Origin of the sequence: Alcaligenes nematophilus (assembly GCF_026344155.1) — a bacterium.
GTDB classification, from domain to species: domain Bacteria; phylum Pseudomonadota; class Gammaproteobacteria; order Burkholderiales; family Burkholderiaceae_B; genus Alcaligenes; species Alcaligenes phenolicus.
Map to the genome: position 1 here is coordinate 295,700 of NZ_JAPKMZ010000002.1, position 15,297 is coordinate 310,996.

Annotated in this window: 14 protein-coding genes; 10 read left to right on the forward strand and 4 right to left on the reverse strand. The window is 57.3% G+C overall.

Annotation, left to right across the window (positions count from 1 at the left end; all coding sequences use genetic code 11):
• Positions 1 to 36: 36 nt before the first annotated feature.
• Together upp and dacB are read right to left on the reverse strand one after the other, a co-directional pair.
• Positions 37 to 687 (reverse strand): uracil phosphoribosyltransferase, encoded by a 651-nt coding sequence (upp, locus tag OSH04_RS06445; protein WP_009455167.1) that lies wholly within the window; start codon positions 685 to 687, stop codon positions 37 to 39.
• Between the two features lie 70 nt (positions 688 to 757).
• Positions 758 to 2,206, reverse strand: coding sequence for a D-alanyl-D-alanine carboxypeptidase/D-alanyl-D-alanine endopeptidase (dacB, locus tag OSH04_RS06450; RefSeq protein WP_052159346.1), 1,449 nt, complete (start codon positions 2,204 to 2,206; stop codon positions 758 to 760).
• Between the two features lie 158 nt (positions 2,207 to 2,364).
• Between dacB and queA the strand changes: the two genes are divergently transcribed.
• The 5 genes from queA (at position 2,365) to secF (ending at position 7,919) form a co-directional block, all read left to right on the forward strand.
• Complete coding sequence (gene queA, locus OSH04_RS06455; RefSeq protein ID WP_060185585.1) at positions 2,365 to 3,429, forward strand: tRNA preQ1(34) S-adenosylmethionine ribosyltransferase-isomerase QueA; 1,065 nt, start codon at positions 2,365 to 2,367, stop codon at positions 3,427 to 3,429.
• Positions 3,426 to 4,562: a tRNA guanosine(34) transglycosylase Tgt gene (gene tgt / locus OSH04_RS06460; protein WP_035271173.1), complete on the forward strand. Its 1,137-nt coding sequence runs from the start codon at positions 3,426 to 3,428 to the stop codon at positions 4,560 to 4,562. Before queA ends, tgt begins: the two co-directional genes overlap by 4 nt.
• An 89-nt stretch (positions 4,563 to 4,651) precedes the next feature.
• Positions 4,652 to 4,996, forward strand: a complete 345-nt coding sequence (gene yajC / locus OSH04_RS06465) for a preprotein translocase subunit YajC (protein WP_003803689.1) — start codon at positions 4,652 to 4,654, stop codon at positions 4,994 to 4,996.
• 60 nt (positions 4,997 to 5,056) lie between these two features.
• Complete coding sequence (secD, locus tag OSH04_RS06470; RefSeq protein ID WP_022983425.1) at positions 5,057 to 6,928, forward strand: protein translocase subunit SecD; 1,872 nt, start codon at positions 5,057 to 5,059, stop codon at positions 6,926 to 6,928.
• Between the two features lie 52 nt (positions 6,929 to 6,980).
• Positions 6,981 to 7,919 carry a protein translocase subunit SecF gene (gene secF / locus OSH04_RS06475; RefSeq protein ID WP_009463846.1) on the forward strand — a complete coding sequence of 313 codons (939 nt, stop codon included), beginning with the start codon at positions 6,981 to 6,983 and terminating at the stop codon, positions 7,917 to 7,919.
• Between the two features lie 594 nt (positions 7,920 to 8,513).
• Here the strand turns inward: secF and map are convergent.
• Both map and OSH04_RS06485 read right to left on the reverse strand, forming a co-directional pair.
• Positions 8,514 to 9,281, reverse strand: a complete 768-nt coding sequence (gene map, locus OSH04_RS06480; RefSeq protein WP_060185584.1) for a type I methionyl aminopeptidase — start codon at positions 9,279 to 9,281, stop codon at positions 8,514 to 8,516.
• The gene (locus tag OSH04_RS06485; protein WP_009463848.1) at positions 9,278 to 9,499 is read right to left on the reverse strand and encodes a ParD-like family protein; all 222 of its coding nucleotides are present in this window, start codon (positions 9,497 to 9,499) and stop codon (positions 9,278 to 9,280) included. Before OSH04_RS06485 ends, map begins: the two co-directional genes overlap by 4 nt.
• Positions 9,500 to 9,761: 262 nt before the next feature.
• Here OSH04_RS06485 and miaB point away from each other — a divergent pair, with 262 nt between their 5' ends.
• The 5 genes from miaB to lnt all read left to right on the forward strand — a co-directional run bounded on the left by miaB (position 9,762) and on the right by lnt (position 15,266).
• On the forward strand, positions 9,762 to 11,162 hold the full coding sequence (gene miaB, locus OSH04_RS06490) for a tRNA (N6-isopentenyl adenosine(37)-C2)-methylthiotransferase MiaB (protein WP_009463849.1): 1,401 nt from the start codon (positions 9,762 to 9,764) through the stop codon (positions 11,160 to 11,162).
• Positions 11,163 to 11,165: 3 nt separating this feature from the next.
• Positions 11,166 to 12,161, forward strand: a complete 996-nt coding sequence (locus tag OSH04_RS06495) for a PhoH family protein (protein WP_035271175.1) — start codon at positions 11,166 to 11,168, stop codon at positions 12,159 to 12,161.
• Positions 12,154 to 12,630 carry an rRNA maturation RNase YbeY gene (gene ybeY, locus OSH04_RS06500; RefSeq protein WP_022983424.1) on the forward strand — a complete coding sequence of 159 codons (477 nt, stop codon included), beginning with the start codon at positions 12,154 to 12,156 and terminating at the stop codon, positions 12,628 to 12,630. The genes OSH04_RS06495 and ybeY overlap by 8 nt, the downstream gene beginning before the upstream one ends.
• A 148-nt stretch (positions 12,631 to 12,778) precedes the next feature.
• Positions 12,779 to 13,660: an HlyC/CorC family transporter gene (locus OSH04_RS06505; protein ID WP_009463852.1), complete on the forward strand. Its 882-nt coding sequence runs from the start codon at positions 12,779 to 12,781 to the stop codon at positions 13,658 to 13,660.
• Positions 13,647 to 15,266: an apolipoprotein N-acyltransferase gene (gene lnt / locus OSH04_RS06510; protein WP_266108134.1), complete on the forward strand. Its 1,620-nt coding sequence runs from the start codon at positions 13,647 to 13,649 to the stop codon at positions 15,264 to 15,266. The genes OSH04_RS06505 and lnt overlap by 14 nt, the downstream gene beginning before the upstream one ends.
• Positions 15,267 to 15,297 lie beyond the last annotated feature (31 nt).

The following is a 15,297-nucleotide window of genomic DNA, read 5'->3' on the forward strand; positions in this document are numbered from 1 at the left end:
GCAAGGGATTGTAAAAAAGCACGACAAGTTCTGGACTTAGAGTTCGCCGTCCTGAACCTTCTGGCGAGTACCAAAAATACGGTCGCCCGCATCACCCAGCCCCGGCACGATATAACCATGCTCGTCTAGATGCTGATCAATGGACGCGGTATAGATATGGACATCAGGGTGATGTTTTTCAAGAGTGGCAATGCCTTCCGGAGCAGCCACCAACACCAAAGCGCGAATATTCTTGCAGCCTGCTTTTTTCAGCAGATCAATCGTGGCGACCATGGAACCACCTGTTGCCAGCATGGGGTCGATAATCAGGGCCAAACGCTGATCCAGCTCGCCGACCAGACGCTCCAGATAGGTCTGGGCTTCAAAGGTTTCTTCGTTGCGAGCAATACCGATCACGCTGACTTTGGCGCCAGGAATCAAGCTCAACACCCCGTCCAGCATGCCAATACCAGCGCGCAAGATGGGCACAACTGTCACTTTCTTGCCAGCCAGCTTTTCCACTTCCACATTGCCACACCAACCCTCAATGGTGGTGGGTTCCAGGGGCAGATCCTTGCACGCCTCGTAGGTCAGCAAAGAGGCGATTTCCTGGGACATTTCGCGGAAATTTTTCGTGCTCAGATCTGCCTTGCGCATCAAGCCCAGCTTATGGCGGATCAAAGGGTGGCGTATTTCGTGTATGGGCATGATTGCTTCATCAAATTAGGGACTAACTAAAAACAGGGCTGCAGCACAGCAGCCCGCACTATCGTGATCGTCAACGTACTGCCAGCCACTTCACCACCGCATCAAAAAAGGGTCGGGCAGAGGCAGAACGTTCGTCATTGACCATCATGACGACAATATACCGCTTTCCGCTGGCTCCCAGCACGTAACCGGCCAAGGCACGGCTATCGCGCAGCGTGCCGGTTTTCAAGTGGGCACGGCCCTGAACCTCGTCATCGCGCAAGCGCGAACGCACCGTGCCGTCCACACCGGAGATCGCAAAGGACGAAATGTACTCGGGCATCCAGTTCGAGCGCCAGGCGACTTTCAGCATGTCAGCCATGCCACCCGCCGTGACGCGGGCATTGCGTGACAGGCCCGAGCCGTTGTCCACGGTCCAGCCTGCGGTATTGACCCCCTGGCGACCGAGCACGTTCATGACGGCGCGCTCGCCGGTGGCCACCGTGGCACCGGGGCCATTCATTTCTGCGCCCACGGTCAGCAAAATGGTACGGGCCATCACATTGTTGCTTTGCTTATTAATAAGACGGATCAGGTCAGACAGGGACTGCGAGTCATGCCAGGTAATCGCCTGCGCACGAGCCGGCACACGGCCTGCTTTGATGTCGCGGGCCAGGGTGCCGCCCAGATCGCGCCACAGGCTGCGGAACAGCTTGTCGAAAAACTCGGTTTGGGAATGAACCAGGCGGTAAACGCTGAACTCGCCGCAAGAAGCGGCGGCCTTGCCACTGACACGGACCACCATGCCACCGGCTTCAGGCTGAATCTGGGTACCAACAACAGGCGAACCAGGGCAGGTCGCCGTCGACCACTCGACTTCACCCTGTACGCGCACTCCGGGCAAAGGCGGGTCAATAATCGCAATCCATTTGCGCGCCTGTGTATCTGGCTGGAACACCAGCCGGGAAGCGCCTAGCCCCACCATCATGGCATCCGGGCTGGCGTTATAGGGACGGTCACCCGCATTATCGAAGTCACCCGGATTGATGGTGACGTTGCCGAAGATGGAACGATCCACAATAACTTCGGTCAGATTCTTCACCCCACGCAAGCGGAGCTCGCGCAACATGTCCCATAACTGCGGCACGGTCAAAAACGGATCGCCCCCCGCCTTGATGTACAAAGGCCCTTTCAAAGTGCCTTGTTCGTCCACCTGCAGGCCATCCTGGGCCATTAACGTCGTACGCCAGGTATATTCTGGCCCCAGAGCGGACAAACCGGCCCAGGTACTGACCAGTTTCATTACCGAGGCGGGGTTACGGGGCTCCTGGGGATTGACGCCGATCAGACGCGGACCGTCCGCCTCGTCTACCACGATGGACAGAGACGATTGCGGCAAGCGGCTGGCGTTCCATACCGAAGCCAGCTCGGGCGGCAAGGCCTGGGCCAGGGCTAGTGATGCGCCTTGCACCATGAGCAAGGTGGCCAGAGCCACGTGCTTGCAACGACTCAAAACAGGCTTTGCCTTTAAAACGCCCATGCCCTCGTCTCCAACAGATCAATTCAGGAAAGACCCAAGCATACCGAAAGAAAAACACCACGGATATGGCCGTTTCAGCAATCTGGCGGCAAAGCGTTAAAATAGTCGGTTACCCCATCAGGCCCGGCCTTCTGGCCAGTGGCCCTTTACGACAAACCATGAGCATCGACCCCTCTTTAACTATCGCCCAGTTCGACTACGAGCTTCCCCCTGATCTGATCGCTCAAAGCCCGCCGGCCCAGCGCCAGGGCAGCCGTCTGCTGCATCTGGACGGTGCCAGCCAATTGCATGACCGCCAGTTCACCGACCTGCCCAGCCTGCTGCGCAAGGGTGACCTGCTGGTCTTTAACGATACGCGCGTCATCAAGGCCCGCCTGCATGGCCAGAAAAGCAGCGGCGGCAAGGTGGAAGTGCTGATCGAGCGCGTAACCGGCCCCGATACGGCTCTGGCCCATATCCGCGCCAGCAAGTCCCCCAAACCTGGCACTTTGCTGGAACTGGCCGACGGCAAGGTACTGGCCGATTGCACCGGGCGGGAAGACGCCCTGTTTGCGCTGCGCTTTCACGAGCCTGTGCTGGACATGCTGGAGCAATACGGCGCCACGCCTTTGCCACCCTACATTACCCACGCAGCGGACGAGGAAGACGACTCGCGCTACCAGACTGTTTACGCCCGTCACCCCGGTGCCGTGGCCGCCCCGACGGCTGGCCTGCACTTTACCGACGACATGCTGAACACCTTGCGCGAGCAAGGCGTGGACCAGGCCTTTGTGACCTTGCACGTGGGTGCAGGCACTTTTCAGCCTGTGCGTGTGGACAATATCAGCGAACACGTCATGCACGCCGAGCGTTACCATGTGCCCGCCGCCACCCTGGCCAAGATCGAAGCCACCCGCGCTGCCGGTGGCCGCGTCATTGCCGTGGGCACCACCAGTGTGCGTTCGCTGGAGTCTGCCGCCAGCAAAGAGCCCGGCATGAACCAGCGCTGCGCCGATGGCAGCATTGAAGGCGACACGCGCCTGTTCATTACCCCCGGCTTCCAGTACCAGTGGGTGGATGCACTGATCACCAATTTTCATTTGCCCCAGTCCACCTTGCTGATGCTGGTATCGGCCCTGGCGGGGATCGAACCCATACAACGTGCCTACCAGCACGCCGTCCAATCCCGGTATCGCTTCTTTAGTTACGGCGATGCTATGTTCATTGAGCCTCCTACCCCATGAGTGGACTGAAGTTTGACCTCTTAAGCACCGATGGCGCCGCTCGCCGTGGCCAGATCACCCTGAACCACGGTGTGGTGCAAACCCCCATTTTCATGCCGGTAGGCACCTATGGCAGCGTCAAGGCCATGATGCCGCACGAGCTGAACGAGATTGGCTCGCAGATCATATTGGGCAACACCTTTCACCTGTGGCTGCGTCCGGGCACGGATGTCATGGACAAGTACCAGGGCCTGCATAATTTCATGCAATGGGACAAGCCCATCCTGACGGACTCGGGCGGTTTTCAGGTATTCAGCCTGAAAGGCATGCGCAAGATTACCGAGGAAGGGGTGAAGTTTGCCTCCCCCATCACTGGCGAGCGCCTGTTTCTGACGCCTGAAGTGTCGATGCAAATCCAGTACTCCCTGAACTCCGATATTTCCATGGTGTTCGATGAATGCACGCCCTACTTGATTGACGACCGTCCCGCCACGCATATCGAAGCGGCTAAATCCATGCGCATGTCCTTGCGCTGGGCCCGCCGTTCACGCGAGGAATTCAAGCGTCTGAATAACCCCAATGCCCTGTTTGGCATTGTGCAAGGCGGCATGTACGAGGACCTGCGCGACGAATCCCTGGCTGGTCTGACCGACATCGGCTTTGAAGGCTATGCCATTGGCGGCCTGTCCGTAGGCGAGCCCAAAGAAGACATGATGCGCATTCTGGCGCACACCACCCCGAAACTGCCCACGCATGCCCCCCGCTATCTAATGGGTGTGGGTACACCGGAAGATCTAGTGGAAGGGGTCAGCCAGGGCGTGGACATGTTTGACTGCGTCATGCCCACCCGCAATGCGCGCAATGGCTGGCTGTTTACCCGTTACGGCGACATCAAGATACGCAATGCTCGCTACCGCGACGATACCCGCCCGCTGGATCCCAGCTGCACCTGCCATACCTGCAAGCATTTCTCGCGTGGCTACTTGCATCATTTGCAGCGTTCCAATGAAATTACCGGCTCGCGTTTGAATACCTTGCACAATCTGCATTTCTATTTGCAGATCATGCAAGAGATGCGCGATGCTATCGAGCAAAAGCGTTTCGCGGCCTGGCGGGAGCAGTTCCACCAGGATCGGGCGCGCGGTATTGAATGACACGCTGTTTGTGATACCGCAATAAAGTGCCGCTACAATACACCGTTAGTTTTTGACAACCCACACAAAAAAATCCTCAGGAGCCCCACATGTCCGCTGTTGACATTCTGACTCTCATCCCCGCCCAGGCAGCTGCCGGCGGCGAAAATGCCTTGATGGGCATGCTGCCCATCATCTTGATGTTCGTTGTGCTGTACTTCTTGATGATTCGTCCTCAAATGAAGCGTCAGAAAGAGCACCGCAACCTGGTATCCAACCTGGCCAAAGGCGACGAAGTAATCACCTCCGGCGGTCTGCTGGGCAAAGTCAGCAAAGTTCACGACAACTACCTGACCGTTGAAGTGGCCAACCTGACCGACAAGCCTGTTGAAGTTCTGGTCCAACGCGTGGCCGTTACGACTGTTCTGCCCAAGGGCACGATCAAGTCGCTGTAATGCCTCCGACCCCGGACCTCGGTCCGGGGTTGCCATTTCTGCACCCGTCGTAGATATCCCATGAATCGTTATCCTCTCTGGAAATATGTCATCGTCTTGGTCGCGCTGGCGATCGGCCTGATCTATACCTTGCCCAATCTGTTTGGTGAGTCTCCTGCTGTCCAGGTTTCCAGCGCCAAATCCACGGTCCGGCTTGAAACCAACCTGATCAGTCACGTTGAAGAGCTGCTCAAGAAAAACAATATTCCTACGACGGGCTCGTATTTTGAACAAAACGGACCTAGCGCCACTGCGCGTTTCCGTTTTGAGTCCACCGATGTTCAGCTCAAGGCCAAAGACCTGATCGAGCGCGAACTGAACAAGGACTCCACAGCTACCGCCCCCGACTACACCGTCGCGCTGAACCTGGTGTCTGCGTCGCCTGCCTGGCTGACCGCACTGGGTGCCCACCCCATGCACCTGGGCCTGGACTTGCGCGGTGGCGTGCACTTCCTGCTGCAAGTGGATATGCAAGGCGCGCTTCAAGCCCGCTACGACTCCATGGTGGCTGATGCCCGCAGCGTGCTGCGCGAAGCCAAAGTGCCTGTTGGCGGCATCGAGCGTGATGGTCACTCGCTGCGCATGAGCTTTGCCTCGGCAGACGATCGCGACCGCGCTCAATCAGAAATGCGTCGCGCCATGCCTGATCTGGCTTTCACCCCTGCCGGTGACAGCGGTCTGACAGCCCGTTTGACCGAAGCCGCCACCATTCAGGTGCAATCGAACGCCCTCAAGCAAAACATCACCACCTTGCATAACCGAATCAATGAGCTGGGCGTAGCCGAGCCTGTAATTCAGCAGCAAGGGTCCGATCGCATCGTGGTTCAACTGCCCGGTGTGCAGGATGTAGCCAAAGCCAAGGAAATTCTGGGTCGTACGGCCACACTGGAACTGCGCATGGTGGAAGACTCGCCTGCTGCCGTTGCGGCCTTGAACTCGGGCACCGTGCCCTTTGGTCTGGAGCGTTACACCGAGCGTGGTGGTGCCCCCCTGCTGCTGCGTCGCCAGGTCATCCTGACAGGTGAAAACCTGCAGGACGCCCAGCCCGGTCGTGATTCGCAAACCCAGCAACCCACCGTCAACCTGACGCTGGACAATAAGGGCTCGCGCATTTTCCGCGACATTACCCGCAACAACATCAACAAGCGCATGGCCATTGTGCTGTTTGAAAATGGCGTGGGTGAAGTGGTGACGGCTCCGGTTATCCGTAGCGAAATTCCTAACGGCCAGGTACAGATCAGCGGCAGCATGAATGCTCAGGAAGCCGCCGATATTTCCCTGCTGCTGCGTGCCGGTTCGCTGGCCGCCCCCATGAGCATCATTGAAGAGCGCACTATTGGCCCTAGCCTGGGTGCCGACAATATTCGCCAAGGCTTTAACGCCACGCTGTACGGCTTTATTGCGATCGCCATCTTCATCATGCTGTACTACCACCTGATTGGTCTGTTCTCCACCATTGGCCTGACCTTCAACGTGCTCTTGCTGCTGGCTGTCTTGTCCATGCTGCAAGCCACCCTGACCTTGCCGGGTATTGCTGCCATCGCCCTGACACTGGGTATGGCCATTGACGCCAACGTGCTGATCAACGAGCGTATCCGCGAGGAGCTACGCAATGGTGCCTCGCCGCAACAAGCCATTCACCTGGGTTTTGATCGTGCCTGGGCCACTATTTTCGACTCCAACCTGACCAGTCTGATTGTGGGTGTCGCTTTGCTGGCCTTCGGTTCCGGTCCTATCCGTGGTTTTGCGGTCGTACACGTGATCGGTATTCTGACCTCCATGTTCTCTTCGGTGGTTGGGGTTCGTGCCCTGGTCAACCTCTGGTATGGCAACCGTCGTCGCCTGCAGGGTATTTCCATTGGTCAGGTCTGGAAACCACAGGACAAGAAGTAAAGTGCCGGGGCCGGTGCAAACCGGCCAGGCCCAACTACAGGCATAAAGCATCATGGAATTTTTTCGTATTCACCGCACTATCCCGTTCATGCGCCATGCGTTGGTGCTGAACCTGATCAGTTTTCTGACATTTATTGCAGCGGTCGTCTTCATTATTGTGCGCGGCTTTCACCTGTCCATCGAATTTACCGGTGGTACGGTCATGGAAGTGCACTATCAGCAAACCGTGCAGGTCGAAGATGTGCGAGGCTCGATTCAGTCGCTGGGTTATACCGACTTCCAGGTACAGAACTTCGGCACGTCGCAGGACATCATGATCCGCTTGCCCGTTCTGGACGGACAAGACTCTACCCAGCAAAGCGAGCAAGTACTCCAGGCCTTGAAGCAGCAGCACTCGGACGTGGAGCTGCGCCGTGTGGAGTTCGTCGGCCCACAGGTGGGGCAGGAACTGCTGCATAACGGTTTGATGGCCCTGGCCTTTGTGGTCGCCGGTATCTTGCTGTACCTGGGCTTCCGCTTTGAGTGGAAGCTGGCGCTGGCTTGTGCGATTGCCAACTTGCACGACGTGGTCATCATTCTGGGCTTTTTCGCATTCTTCCAGTGGGAGTTCTCGCTGTCGGTGCTGGCCGGCGTCCTGGCTGTGCTGGGTTACTCCGTGAACGAATCCGTTGTGGTGATGGACCGTATCCGTGAGAACTTCCGCAAGCAGCGCAAGATGTCGGTGTCGGACATTATTGATCTGTCCATCACCCAGAACATCTCGCGTACCATCATCACCCACGGTTCTACCCAGATGATGGTGCTGTCGATTTTCTTCTTCGGTGGCCCAACGCTGCACAACTTCTCGCTGGCGCTGACCATCGGTATTTGGTTCGGTATTTACTCCTCCGTGTTCGTGGCCGCTGCCATTTCCATGTGGCTGGGCGTGAAACGTGAGGATCTGGTCAAGCCGATCAAGAAAGACGAAGGCGGCGAGGTTGTAGAAGGCTAAGTTGCTTCTTGGCTCGCTGTTAACGAAAGCCCGACATTGTTTTAATGTCGGGCTTTTTTGTTTCTAGGGCTGCTGGATTGCGAGTAATAGAGTGGCGGCAGTAAGCCTCTTTTTGTTTTATTGAGGGCCGGAGCAGGTCGGCGGGCGAGTCAGGTTATTCGCCGCGGGCAGAGGCCGGATGCGGGGTGCAAGGGTCGTGCTGTTTGAGGAGCACGCTTGCGGTTTGTCCGGGGGACAAACCGCGCTCCGAGTTCACGACACGCCCGCATCTGGACTCTGACAAGGGGACCCGTGCGCAGCACGGGCGAATGACCCGCCAAGCCGACCTGCTCCGGCCCTCAATAAAACAAACGCCTGCCACCCTATATTGATCTGAAGGGATACTTCGGCACGACGGTTATACAACGGGCAATACTGCCATCACGATATGACGGGATCTCGCAGCTGTGGCGGCATCAACGAGGTTTACAGAAAATCTCATTTCCATCGGGCTGAGATAACTTGCTGCTGTCGTTTTCAGTGCACAAGCTGCAATGACTGGATGACACACTACAAGCCATAAGTAATGCAAGGGAGGGACGACCAACTACTTAATTAATTCGGGATGGTTTCATCAGGTCTTAAGGTCAACACGCGCACACCACTGTCTGTCACAGCCACCGTGTGCTCAAACTGTGCTGACAGCAAGCCATCGCAAGTGCGCACAGTCCAGCCATCTTTCCCGGTTTGCACTGCATGGCCACCTTGATTCAGCATGGGTTCAATGGTGAACACCATGCCCTCTTTCAATCGCAGTCCTGTGCGCGGCATGCCCCAATGCAAAACTTCAGGCGCTTCGTGCATTTCCCGCCCGATGCCGTGCCCACAGTAATCACGTACAACGGAATAGCCGTTCTTGCGTGCGTACTGGGAAATGGCAAATCCCACATCACCCAAAGTCGCGCCGGGGCGCACGGCTTGTATACCTTTCCACATCGCCATATAGCAGGCATCGACCAGTTTTTGCGCAGCAGGAGTTACCTGCCCCACCGTGTAGGTTTTGCTGGAATCCGCGATAAAACCGTTCTTCTCCAGGGTGATGTCGAAATTCACGATATCCCCCTCCTTCAGTACATCCGTCGTGGACGGCATACCGTGGCACACGACTTGATTGGGCGATGAATTCAGAACATAGGCGTAACCGTACTGCCCTTTGCTGGCGGGCCGGGCTTGCAGGTCCTGGACGATATAACTTTCGACCAGATCATTAATCTGCATGGTGTTCATGCCAATCAGGTTCAATTGATCCAGGCGTGTAAACACTTGAGCCAGCAAACGGCCCGACTCGGCCATCAAGGCAATTTCATCTGCCGTCTTGATCATGCTGACTCCACCTGATCCAGAGGCACGGCAGGCTCACCCAAACCAGCCGCCTTCATTTCACGGGCGACAATCTCGTTAAAACTCATGGTCGGGTTCAGTTCGCACAACAACCCCATACGTATCCAGAAAGCCGCCTGCGCATTGATGGAGCGACATGAAACCGTACTCGCCTTGCGTAGCTGGTCGTGCAGCTCGTCATCAATATTCACGATACCCATTTTTCAATCCTTATATGATCCATATACGAATCATATAATTCACAAAAACAGGACGCAAGTAGAAGCTGACTGAAAATCCTGATCCAGCTTCATGCCCCGACAAGACTATTTCCAGCCTTCTCACCCCAAAGGGCGGCCTGTCTGCAACAAGTCCTCCCACATGATCCCAGCTTGCTTGTGGCTCACGGGAGGCTGGGCGTTATAATGCCCGATTCATCATTTTCAATGGCCCGCGGGATATACACCCGTCACGGCTCCTTCTATGACCGACACCACAATCTCTACCCCCGCCAGCGCGGATGCTGCTACCAAGCCTGCCCGCAAGCTCTTCATTCGCACCTTTGGCTGCCAGATGAACGAGTACGACTCCGAAAAAATGGCCGATATCCTGAATCAGGATCGCCCCGTGGAGTTGACCACCAACCCCGAAGAAGCAGACATCATCCTGTTCAATACCTGTTCGGTGCGCGAAAAAGCGCAAGAAAAGGTGTTCTCGGATCTGGGCCGGGTTCAGCATTTGAAAGCGCTCAATCCCGATCTGGTCATTGGCGTAGGTGGCTGTGTGGCCAGTCAGGAAGGCGACACGATTATTCGTCGTGCTCCCTACGTGGATGTCGTGTTCGGACCACAAACCTTGCACCGCCTGCCCGAGCTGATCGTCAAGCGCCGCAACAGCGGCCGCTCGCAAGTGGACATCAGCTTTCCTGAAATCGAAAAATTCGACGCCCTGCCCCCCGCACGCGTGGAGGGTTATTCGGCCTTTGTGTCCATCATGGAAGGCTGCAGCAAGTACTGCAGTTTCTGTGTAGTGCCCTACACCCGTGGTCCCGAAGTCTCCCGTCCCTTTGACGACGTACTGATGGAAGTGGCTGACCTGGCCGACCAGGGTGTGCGTGAAGTGACGCTGCTGGGCCAGAACGTGAACGCCTACCGTGGCCCGACCGACGTCGCTGGCGAGATTGCCGACTTTGCCATGCTGCTGGAGTACGTGCACGAGATCCCTGGTATCGAGCGCATTCGCTACACCACCTCGCACCCCAAGGAAATGACCTCGCGCCTGATCGCCGCCCACGGCAATCTGCCCAAGCTGGTCCCCTTTCTGCACTTGCCCGTACAGGCCGGCAGCGACCGTATTCTGGCTGCAATGAAACGCGGCTACACTGCGCTGGAGTTCAAATCCATCGTGCGCCGCCTGCGTGAAGCGCGTCCCGACATCGTCTTGTCCTCGGACTTTATCGTGGGCTTTCCCGGTGAGACGGAAGAGGATTTCCAGAAGACACTGAAGCTGATTCGCGATGTGAATTTCGACCAGTCTTTCTCCTTTGTGTATTCCCGTCGCCCCGGCACACCCGCCGCCGACCTGGAAGACAACACCAGCAAAGAAGAAAAGCTGGACCGCCTGCACCGCCTGCAAGCGCAAATCAACGAGCAGGCCCAGGCCATCAGCCAGGCCATGGTCGGCAGCGTACAACGCATTCTGGTCGAAGGCACCTCGCGCAAAGACGACTCGGAACTGAAAGGCCGTACCGAAAACAACCGCATCATCAACTTCCCCGGCGACCCTCGCCTGATCGGACAAATTGTGGATGTGCACGTGACCCAAGTACTGACCAATACCTTGCGCGGAGAAATCGTGACCCATGACCGGGTTGCAGGAGCCTGATCTATGACTAGCCAACGCCGCCGCATGCCCACTTCCTTGCGCCTGGACGGGGACAATACCCATCTGGCCAATCTGTGTGGCCCTTTGGACGAGAACATCAAGCAGATTGCCATTGCCTATGACGTCACCCTGCGTCGGCGTGGCAGTCATGTTTCGATTGAAGGCGAGCGCGCGGAGGAGGCTGCCAAGGCCATTGACTGGTTCCATTCGCGTGCCGTACACCGTGCGCTGAATATCGACGATATTCAGTTGGGCCTGGTTGAGCTGGGCGCCAGCCGCCGCCACGAAAAAGAGGAAAAGCCCGAGCCCCTGCCCGAGCTGCCCCCCGTCGGCCAGGAAGAAATTTCCCTGCGTACCGCCAAACGCGACCTGCGTCCTCGCACACCCGGTCAACGCGAGTACCTGCGCAATATCCTGAACAATGACATCAACTTCGGCGTAGGCCCGGCCGGGACTGGCAAGACCTGGTTGGCAGTGGCCTGCGCCATCGATGCGCTGGAGCGCGAATCCGTCCATCGCTTGGTGCTGACACGTCCTGCTGTCGAGGCGGGTGAGCGCCTGGGCTTTTTGCCCGGTGATCTGGCCCAGAAGGTAGATCCCTATCTGCGCCCTTTGTACGATGCTTTGTATGACTTGATGGGTGTGGAGAAGGTACAGCGCCTGTTCGAAAAACAAATCATCGAAATCGCACCGCTGGCCTATATGCGCGGCCGCACGCTGAACCATGCTTTCGTGATCCTGGACGAAGCCCAGAACACCACACCGGAACAAATGAAAATGTTCCTGACGCGCATCGGTTTTGGCAGCAAGGCGGTGATTACCGGCGACCCCACTCAGGTGGACTTGCCCAAAGGCCAGCGCAGCGGCTTGAATCATGCCGTCAAGGTGCTGGAAAACGTGCAGGGTATTTCCTGCTCGCGCTTTAGCAGCCGTGATGTCGTGCGCCACCCGCTAGTTGCGCGAATTGTGGACGCCTACGAACGAGCCGGTGATGCCTGATCTATCCCTGAGCGTCCAGTACGCTGTTGATTGCCCCGAGCTGAGCCGCTCCCGTATCCGCCGCTGGATGCAGCGCACGATTGATATGGCAGTCGAACGCATCCACCCCGAAGATCGCTTCACCGCCCTTTCCGCCACCTTGCGTATTGTGGACGCCGAAGAAGGCCAGAGCCTGAACCTGAGCTACCGGGAACGCGACTACGCCACCAATGTGCTGACCTTTGAATATGGTCAGGACGAGGACGGCGTGGTCCACGGCGATATCGTCTTGTGCCTGCCCGTGCTGGAGCGTGAAGCCCAGGAACAGCAAAAGCCGTTTCTGCACCATGCCGCTCATCTGGTGGTGCACGGCTGTCTGCATTCCCTGGGTTACGACCACATTGAAGAGGACGAAGCCCAGGACATGGAAGCGCTGGAAACCGCTGTTCTGGCCAGTTTGCGCATCCCCGATCCCTACCAGGAGCGCTAGCTCGCCCACTTGTCACAAAGGGTCTCCCATCCCTGACAAAGCTGCGCCAATCCTCACTTCCCTTCCCGCATTCCGAATGATGACAGGTACATACCTTGTCATCATTTTTCGGTTATGCTTGTTTCTTCCTTAACTCGTCCTTCGGACAATGTCAGACTCTGCTCCCGACCCCGAGCCCCGCCCTTCCAAGGCCAGCTCAAACAATCCCATCTCTCGCTTAAGTGCTTTTTTCAATCGGCGTCACGAACCCGAAGACCGAGAAGACCTTAAGTCTGTCCTGGTTGCGGCCCACGCCCGCAAAGTTATCGACGACGAATCGCTGTCCATGATCGCCGGAACACTGGATATGGCCAACAAAACAGTGGCCGATATCATGGTGCCCCGATCCAAGATCGATATGCTGGACATCGCCAAGCCCTTGACCGAGATGCTGCCCATCATTATTGAAACGGGCCACAGCCGCTTTCCGATCTACGAGACGGAGCGCGACAATATCATCGGTATCTTGCTGGCCAAGGACCTGCTGCTCTCGATCGCCAATCCCACACTGGATTTGCGCCCGCTGATTCGCCCTGCGGTATTCATTCCCGAGACCAAGCGCCTGAACGTCTTGCTGCACGAGTTCCGTGGCAGCCGCAATCACCTGGCCGTCGTTATTGACGAGCACGGTGGTACAGCAGGCCTGGTCACCATGGAAGACGTGCTGGAACAAATTGTGGGCGACATCGAAGACGAATACGATGAAGACGCCGAGCAGACCATTTTCCAGGCCGGCCCCGACAGCTGGCGTGTCATGGCACTGACTGAAATCCCCGATTTCAACGAAGCCTTCCAGACCCACCTCCCTAACGACGACTTTGACACCGTAGGTGGTTGGCTGGCGTCCGAATTGGGACATATCCCTCGCCGAGGCGATGTGGCCCAGCTTGATGGCATCAGCCTCACGGTTGTCCGTGCGGATGCCAAACGAGCCCTTTGGTTGCACGTTCAGCGAGCCACACCCGCCGAGCCTAATCTTGAACAAGCCTGATTCCAAACCTTTACCCCAGGCGCTTGGCGTCGCTTTACTGCTGGTCCTGGGGGGCTTGCATGCCCTGTCCTTTTCCATTGGCCCGCTGCCATCCTGGATTCTGCCCTTCTACCAGATCACCTTGCTGGCCATTGCCTGCTCGCAGATCATGGGTTCGACGTCCGTGCGCCAGGCCTTTGGTCGCAGTTATCTGTTTGGGCTGGGGCATTTTGGCGTAGGGATTTACTGGCTGTACATCAGCATGCACCAGTATGGTGGCATGCCCTCCTGGATGGCCGCCCTGGGTGTTTTGCTGCTGGCTGCCGCCCTGGCCCTCTTTCCTGCTCTGGCTTCAGCGGTTTGGCAAAAACTGCGCCCCAAGCACGATAGTGATTCCTGGCTACCACGATTGTTGTTATCAGCAGGTTGGGCAAGCTGCTGGGCACTCAGCGAATGGCTGCGCGGCAATTTGCTGACTGGCTTTCCTTGGTTGAATATCGGCTACGCCCACGCAGAAGGGATGTTTACCGGCTGGGCACCCGTTGTGGGTGTGTATGGCCTGGCCTGGCTGTCGGCTTTCAGCGCCGCCGTGATTGCCCAGTTTGCCGCCTCCAAAGACAAGAACCAAAGCCCTTCCAGCGCGATCGGCATTGGTATCGCCATGATTTTTGGCCTGATCGGGATCAGTCTGCCGCATATTGCCTGGGTCCAGCCCCATGGCGCGCCCTTTATTGCCCGCCTGGTGCAAGGCAATATCGATCAAAGCGCCAAGTTCGGCCCCAATATGAGCGAAGGCATAGAGCGTTACTACGAGCTGGCAAACCTGCCGGCCAAGACCCCCGAAGACGCGCCGCGCCTGATTGTTCTGCCTGAAACCGTTATTCCCGTGTTGCAAAACCGCCTGGAAACCAGCTTCTGGTTGCGCTGGACGGAACTGGCACAGCGCCATCAAGCCAATCTGGTGCTGGGTGTCCCCATGGACCGTGGCACGGTCAACGGCAAGCTGAGCTACACCAACAGCGCCTTGCTGATCACCCCCGAGACTCAGCCCCAGGACATCATCAACAGCACGGCCAGCTACTACGACAAGCATCATCTGGTGCCTTTCGGCGAATTCATCCCCACCGGCTTTCAATGGTTTGTGGACATGATGAATATCCCGCTGGGGGACTTCCATCGTGGCGCCTTGCCGCAAGCGCCCTTCAAGATGGCAGAGGGTCGTGTTGCCCCCAACATCTGCTATGAAGACGTGTTTGGTGAAGAGATCATCCAGGCCGTGCAAGGCAGTCCTGGCCAGGAAGGCGCTACCTTGCTGTTGAACATCAGCAATCTGGGCTGGTTTGGCGATTCCTGGGCCTTGAGCCAGCACTTGCAGATCTCACGTATGCGGGCTCTGGAAACAGGCCGTCCCATGCTGCGTGCCACCAATACCGGCATGACAGCCGCCATTGATCCTTATGGGCGTGTTCGTGCGGTTCTGCCGCCCCTGACGCCGGGTGTGCTGGATGTGGAAGTTCAAGGCACAACAGGCCTGACTCCCTACGTGAAATACGGCAATCTGCCCTTCTTGATCTGGGCAGGCCTGCTTCTGATTATTTTTGCCTGGCGCTCTCGTCGTCAGGACTGAGCACCAACAAACTCACGGTAGGCTTTGCGCT